Here is a 6,813-nt window from a genome sequence, read left to right as displayed (position 1 = left end):
AAAATCTAAATAATCAATTGGGGCATTCTCTATCGTAATTGTATCACGCACAGGGTCCATTCTTGTTGACATTGCCCACATCACTTCCTTCCAATCACGTATATTTATATCATCATCAACAACTATGATAAATTTAGTATATAAAAACTGTTTGAGAAAAGAGAGTATGCCCATAACAATTCTTTTTGCATGCCCTGGATAAGCCTTTTTTATCGATACTACCGCTATTCTATATGAACAACCTTCTGGGGGCAGATAAAAATCTACTATCTCCGGAAACTGATTGATGAGAATCGGCACAAAGATTTCGTTGAGTGCTTCACCAAGAATTGATGGTTCATCAGGTGGCTTGCCAGTGAAAGTGCTGAGATAAATTGGATCTTTGCGCATTGTAATTGCAGTGATGTTAAACTCAGGAAACTGTTCAACAGCATTATAGTAACCGGTATGGTCTCCATATGGCCCTTCATCTTGGTAATTATCCAAACTTACATATCCTTCCAAAACAATTTCTGCATGAGCTGGAACCTGAAGAGGAATAGTTTTACAATTTACAAGCTCAAGTGGTTTTTTTCTCAGCAGCCCGGCAAATTGGTATTCTGATAAAGTCTCCGGCACCGGAGTTACTGCAGCAATAATCGTTGCAGGATCGCTACCAATCACAGCAGCCGCAGGAAACTTCATATTTTGCCCCCTCTCCTTCCACCGTTTATGGTGACCTGCACCACCACGATGTGCAAGCCAGCGCATGAGAGTCGTTTTTTTATTCACAACCTGCATACGATATATTCCAAGATTAAAATTATCTTGCTTGTCTGCTGTTGGTCCTTTTGTTACCACAAGTGGCCAAGTGATAATCGGTGCAGGCTCGTTTGGCCAGCATGTCTGAATAGGTAGCAAACTAAGATCCACCTTATCCCCAGTTAGCACCACCTCTTGACATGGAGCTTTGCTTACAACTTTGCTCCGCATCGACAATACAACTTTTAGTAGAGGAAACATTTTCACAGCATCTTTGAAGGTTTTTGGTGGCTCAGGTGATCGCAAAAATGCTAGAAGTTTACCCAGATCCCTTAATTCATCAGAATTTATACCAAGTCCGAATGCAATTCTCTCAATAGTACCAAATAAATTCACTAAAACGGGAATTGAATTTTTGCCATTTTCTGTGACAACATTCTCAAAGATTATTGCTGGTCCCTTGTTTGACAAAACTCTACGATGAATTTCTGTCATTTCAAGAATAGTTGAAACTTCTTTTTTAATTCTAATTAGATCTTTTTTTTCTTCTAATGCTCTGATGAAGTCGCGTAAGTTATTGTACATATTTTAAAAATTTTAAGCCTTTTAAGAAGTGCTTTTCCCAGCACAACTCATTCACTTATTATTATAGAGGCTCTAGAAAAATTATTCTCCAATTCGCTTTTTAAGTTTTTATATTCAGCAGTCTTTAATTCTTCATTGGTAATAAAGCTTTTCTTTATGGTTATTAAATTGCTAAATTCGGTTCCATCATTTTTATATTTACAGAACCTATTTACATATAACCAAGGAGAATCTATTTCAAAATTCAAATTTTCACAGTTTTTAATTTTGATATCTTTTATTATCATATGGCTTTCCTTAGTTTTAGGAACACCAATAAAAAGGTCTGACACTTGGTCAGAAGCTGTATTGACAACATCATTAAGCCAATTATCTCCTAAATTCAAAGCTGGCCCTAAATTTGTCTTAAAAATCTTATTTTTTTGCTGAAACTCATATTTAATTGTCAGATCCTCTACATTACGCAAGGTAAGGTCAGGCAATTCTAAGAACTTCTTTTCTTCTTCATCAAGATATACTCCACTAATCATACGAAAAACAGAATCTCTTAACTGCTCATCTGAATAATATAATCCAACACCTGTTAAGCCTAAGGCTGCTTCCCCTTGCACGGTAAGCTGGCCATATTCATTTACAACGTTATCTTCTATAGTTAATTCACTATGGGATATCACTTTTGAATTTTCACCTTGTACAGCAGGAATCTTTATGTAATCTGCTTCCTCAGAATCGAGTACTAGAGCGTTCCTATCAGCAATGTCTGGGAAAATACCCTGTGCCATACTGACGGTATTAGTTGGATCGATCCAATATATTTTTCCATCTCTATTTGTTACTTTGAGCATCACATGATTAAAATTACCCATATTAGGTAATGCTTCAGGATTAGAAGTGCTAGTAGTTCCTCTCATAACTAAAATAGGTTGAACTTTATAACCAAGTTTTTGCAGAATAGCAGCCGTGCTAGCAGAAAAGTCTTTGCAATCCCCGACTTGAGAATCAGCAATTTTCTCCAAATCTCTCGGAAAAAATTTTCCTGACACTGTACGCCAGTCTCCCATGTACTGAACTTTTTCATTCAATAAAGAAGTGACTGCATTAATTTTCTCCTCATCGGTACTCTCATTGTCAGCAAATTCTGCTATAGCTTCAAAAGTTGCAGGAAGCGGCTGATTGATAACGCTATGATATCCAGGAGCTAATTTTTTAGCTAAATCCTCCCATTCAGATAAGCTTGAAAGTGATACCCAAGTGTTGTGTTTTATGTTCAATATTCCATTATGTGGTTCATTTGTTGTGTTTTCATAAACTGCTTTCTTTAAAGCAATGCTTATAGAGTGTATATCATCATTTTTTTCCTCAGCGATTTCTAATACTTCTCTTGGATCATTAACTTTAATCTCCAGGGGTAATTCAGAATTGATTTTAGTATTTTCTGCTTGTAAATAATCCCCGTAATAAGAAAAGCTCAAGCCATAAAAGTTATCAACAGGAACCTTTTTGTTAACTTGCTTATATCTTAAATATACTTCCGTACCAATTTCTATTTTAGGAAATGGTATGGTTACTTGCCTTAGCTGATCAAAGCCTTTACCAGGACTAGCCAGTGGCTTATCCTCCATCATATCTTCAGTAACTATATATTCCTCTCCATTATAAGCTGCTTTAGCCTCTAAAACAGTAAAATCTGCACTATCATCATTGTAAACAAGACTGTATAGAGAGAATCTATCACGTCCAGATTCTTTGAGTATTTTTGCTTGTAGTTCTACTTCCGTTTCATAGGTACCATCTCTATTAACATTAATGTTAACATTAGAAAATTCAACCTCAACGGAAGCATCTTCGTACTTAGCCCACCTTGCTTCAGCTATAGTAGACATGAAAAATACTAGTAATGCTAAGTTAAAGATAGTTTTTAGAAATTTCATTACGTCACCACATTTACTGAAAAATTATTTTACTAGACTTGTACAATGCCACCTACAATACAAACAGCCAACTGATTAGGGAAGAAGCTTATTTTCTAGAATGGCTATTTCTTTCTCTCTACCAATTATTGGTTCGCTCATATAATTCACTGCCGTGTTTGTCAGCATTATATGCGGCGGTTATAAAATAATCAACTTTTTTACCGCCGCGGTTACAATTGTTATACGTGGCGGTAAGGATTGCTTAAATCTCAAATGCCTTATTATACACAAGTTTTCGTTACTTAATATTACCAGATTCTCTGATATAACATATATAAAGTTTGCATTTCTTGATAAAAATGTTTTAACATTAAGCATTTCTTTAATATTTGTATTCTTTAAGTAAGTATATGTCTAAGATACCATTTTTATTGATTTTTATACTTGCAGTAGCAAATTTACCAGTAATAAACAATTGGCTTTCACACCGCAGTCAGAACTTAAATGATGATTATATAGGTGAGAGATTGGATAATTACATCAGTAAAAATTTTGATAGAGTTCTAAAAGCTCTCCAGGAAGAGTCAGCTAAAAATAGTTATGCTAATGCAACCAAAAATAAAATTTCTCAGCATAAAAATGAAATATTCGACTCTACTTATCCTTACTCAGGAAATGAAAATAGCAATATCATAGCTGTAGGTTTTTTTGACTATTCTTGTGGATATTGCAAAGCTATAAAGAACGATGTAAAACAATTGATCAATGATGGCAAAGTTAAGTATATCTTTAGGGATGCTCCAATACTTGGTAACAATTCTTTAAAGGCAGCAAAAGGTGCTTTAGCAACTTATTTTATCGATAAAGAAAAGTACTTAGATTTTCACTACGCTGCACTAGATCACAGAGGAGAATTTTCAGATGAAACTATATTAGGTATAGTGAAAAATATAGGGATCAACGAGAACGATTTTAACAACTCTATGAAAAATAATGCAGACAAAATTGAGCAAATGATAAACAACAGCAAACTTTTAGTAAGGGATTTGGGAGTAGGCGGTACACCTTTTTTGATAATAGGAGATAGTCTTTTTGTAGGAAAAACTGATTTGAATATATTACGTAAAAAAGTGAATGAGTTAAAAGATTAATAAAATTCCTGCTTGACAGCACAAGAAAGTTTAAGTATAATTAAGTTAAGATATAGTAAGTAACAATATGTATAAGCTACATATTAGTTCAAGAAAAGTAGGTGATGTTTCCTTGCAATACAGCACGACCTTAAGTAATAAGCCTTCCTAGGCTGATTAATCTATTAAAATACAATTATTATTTTGGAGTTATAACATGAAAAATTTCAACAGAAAACCAATTGCTCTTTTTCGGCAAGTCGAAAAAAGCACAAAATTAAGTAAATTTTTATCTAAGAGTCTAGAGTCTGTTTATTCTCAAAGGCTAGAAAAACTATTTAAAAAATTTAATGCACAAAAAACAAAAAAAGTAATTCATTGAATGAGCTAAAGGAAGCTTATCCTAAAAAGCTAAAAATAGGAGCTTCTATATCAGAAGGAGATTGCTTTTTTGACTCCGTGGCTCAAGGATTGAATGAGCTAAATATAAAACCTGGTCATCGTTTTACCGCAAAATCATTAAGAGAAGATTGTGAAAATTATGCTAGAGCAAATGCAAATTCGTGGGTTTATAACAAAATAACAGAAGATGCTGAAGAAGGAGGATATTTTGTAGGTGAAGGAAATTTGGATAGCAAAGTAATAGCGAAGGAAAGAAATAGCGAAGATGAAAAAGGCATATCTGCACAAACAGACTGGTGTAAAGATGAAGAAATAATAACCAAATATACAGAAGAGGAGTTTTTCAGCTGGTTACTAGAGGAATATCGTGAAGATAGAGAAGGGAAGATTTTAGAGATTTTGAAAAGTAGGTATGGCACAGATGATGATTTGTTACTAGGCGAATATGAAACAAGTAAAGATAAAGAAGAAGAAATAAGCGAAGATGGAAAAGAAAAAGGAGAAAAAGTTACTATTAAGCCAGATAATTCCAACTCTTTTTCTAAATATCTAAACAACATTAAAAATATGTCTACAGAAACTAATTCTCTAGCTATATGGGGTCGTCCAGAGATTGAAGGGAGAATGATATGTGAAAAGTACAAAGTGAAAATTGAAGTGATAGCACTAGAAGAAGAACTTATAGATGGTAGATATATTACTACAGGTGAAGAAGGTGAAGGCGATAAGGTTGTTCGTATAGTGAATTACATGAGGCATTTTGTGCCACTTCTAAGTGAAATTTCTGAAGATATAACAGAAAGTCAACCAGTTTCTAATGAAGAAATCTTTGGTGAGGTTACAGAAGCTTCTGCTTCTGAGCAACCAGTACGACAAAAAAGCAGCACTAGTGAGCCGATTTTTTCGAATAAAAGCACTCCTATTTCTAATCAATCAGAGCAGAAATCACTAAAAGAAAGAGCTGCTGATAGAAGTATTGATGAAACAAATTCACAAAATCATGAAGCAATGTTAGAAAAAACACACAATAAAATTTGTGAAAATACAGCAAAGATCTTGAGTGAAACTTCTAAGGATATGAAAAAAAATTCCAGTGAAGAAATTCTTGAAATAGGTAAAAGAGTTCCTGCTTCTGATCAATCAGAGCAAGAAGAACAATATAATATCAGAACTAGCAAATCAGCAATTGTGCAAGATCATGAAACACAAAAAGAGAGAATTAATACCAGCGCTAGTGAGCCAATTCATACAGATACAGTAATTACTATTTCTCATCAACAAGGGCAAGAAACACAACAAGAGGCAACAGAAAAGAAATTAATCAATAGTTGTTACAGAAGAGAAGCTATTTATAGCATAGCTGCTGTAATAACAGCTATAGCATTCACAGCATCTGCTATAGCTGCTGTTTTTACTCAACCAATTCCTTTAGCATCTCTTGCTGGAGTTGCTTTAGTTGTTTCGTGTGTTTGTGTATATCAGTTAATGCAAAGTCATAACGACATTCATGAACTCAAAAGTGAGCCAAAGGAAAATATTGCCCACACTTTTCTAGAAGAAACGGGATTAAAAATTTATAGTCTGATTGATAAAGCAGTTTCAAAAGCTTAAGATTTCTCTTGTTAATTTATCTAACTTTTTATATAATTTATTATTATTTTTAATAAACTAACCTTACTAAGGAGGACAATATGATAGGTAACACAAATTTAAATTCAACAACTCTTGAAATAAAGACTGATGAAAAGATAGCTAAGAGTCTTGAATGTGCTTTAGAATACTCACAAGATACAGCAAAGATGCAAGTATATGAAATTCTGCTTTCTTTTGTACAAAATTTTAATGAGCAATCACTAGAAAATGCAATAAAGTATTTAGATAAAACAATAAAGGAAAGAGCGTTATGTCAACATATAAAACTTCATGAACTACTATATTTTCAAGACAATGAAGAAAATACGTTGTTGCACTACGTAGCTTCACATGGTCAACATAAAAATATAATGCACCCCATAAACTAGACCAAAAAAAAATGGTTGATC

Annotated in this window: 5 protein-coding genes; 3 read left to right on the top strand and 2 right to left on the bottom strand. The window is 33.6% G+C overall.

Translation table 11 applies throughout. From position 1 onward, the window contains the following. Together LB100_RS05815 and LB100_RS05810 are read right to left on the bottom strand one after the other, a co-directional pair. Positions 1 to 1,326 (bottom strand): UbiD family decarboxylase (locus tag LB100_RS05815; RefSeq protein ID WP_456201699.1); only part of this gene is annotated, 1,326 nt, incomplete at its 3' end. A 47-nt stretch (positions 1,327 to 1,373) separates the two neighbouring features. Beyond that, positions 1,374 to 3,257 (bottom strand): DUF3857 domain-containing protein, encoded by a 1,884-nt coding sequence (locus LB100_RS05810; protein ID WP_264719533.1) that lies wholly within the window; start codon positions 3,255 to 3,257, stop codon positions 1,374 to 1,376. Between the two features lie 392 nt (positions 3,258 to 3,649). Here LB100_RS05810 and LB100_RS05805 point away from each other — a divergent pair, with 392 nt between their 5' ends. The 3 genes from LB100_RS05805 (at position 3,650) to LB100_RS05795 (ending at position 6,792) form a co-directional block, all read left to right on the top strand. Continuing rightward, a complete protein-coding gene (locus tag LB100_RS05805) occupies positions 3,650 to 4,390 on the top strand; it encodes a DsbA family protein (protein ID WP_456201698.1) in 741 nt (246 codons plus the stop codon). 357 nt (positions 4,391 to 4,747) lie between these two features. Next, complete coding sequence (locus LB100_RS05800) at positions 4,748 to 6,382, top strand: hypothetical protein (RefSeq protein ID WP_456201697.1); 1,635 nt, start codon at positions 4,748 to 4,750, stop codon at positions 6,380 to 6,382. Between the two features lie 80 nt (positions 6,383 to 6,462). Further along, positions 6,463 to 6,792, top strand: a complete 330-nt coding sequence (locus LB100_RS05795) for a hypothetical protein (protein WP_456201696.1) — start codon at positions 6,463 to 6,465, stop codon at positions 6,790 to 6,792. Positions 6,793 to 6,813 lie beyond the last annotated feature (21 nt).

It is taken from the genome of Wolbachia endosymbiont of Protocalliphora sialia (assembly GCF_053891855.1).
This window is presented reverse-complemented; position numbering and strand designations above follow the sequence as displayed.

Coding starts and splice junctions, on each gene's coding strand:
- LB100_RS05805 (WP_456201698.1), top strand. CDS start 3,650: ATGTCTAAGATACCATTTTTATTGATTTTTATACTTGCAGTAGCAAAT.
- LB100_RS05810 (WP_264719533.1), bottom strand. CDS start 3,257: ATGAAATTTCTAAAAACTATCTTTAACTTAGCATTACTAGTATTTTTC.
- LB100_RS05795 (WP_456201696.1), top strand. CDS start 6,463: ATGATAGGTAACACAAATTTAAATTCAACAACTCTTGAAATAAAGACT.